The following is a 351-nucleotide window of genomic DNA, read 5'->3' as shown; positions in this document are numbered from 1 at the left end:
GTACGGAGGAGTTCCTGTCCAGATTCAGGCGGGAGGATTTTATCTATCCTATCCTTACGCTGGTATTTTATTATGATGAGAAGAAATGGGACGGGGCCACGGATCTGTACGGGATGTTTCCGCCCGGAACAGAAGGGAAGGATGGAGAGACAAAAGAGGTTTTACGGAAATATGTGCCCAACTATCGGATGAACCTGATTGATGCGGGACATATGGAAGAAGCAGAACTGCAAAGACTTTCGGAAGATTTACAACAGGTACTGGGCATGTTAAAATATAGGGGCAGAAGGAAGGAGCTGCAGGGATATATACAAAAGAACGAAAAGTATTTCAGCAGTGTAGATGCGGAGA

At 45.6% G+C, this 351-nt stretch carries 1 protein-coding gene; it reads left to right on the top strand.

The window, feature by feature from the left end; all coding sequences use genetic code 11:
* Nucleotides 1-351: Rpn family recombination-promoting nuclease/putative transposase (locus tag H6A13_RS13635; protein WP_204909965.1), on the top strand; the 351-nt coding region annotated here is incomplete at both ends.

It is taken from the genome of Mordavella massiliensis, assembly GCF_016902415.1.
GTDB classification, from domain to species: domain Bacteria; phylum Bacillota; class Clostridia; order Lachnospirales; family Lachnospiraceae; genus Merdimonas; species Merdimonas faecigallinarum.
Note: the sequence above shows the minus strand (reverse complement) of the source record. Positions and strands in the feature narration are given on the sequence as shown.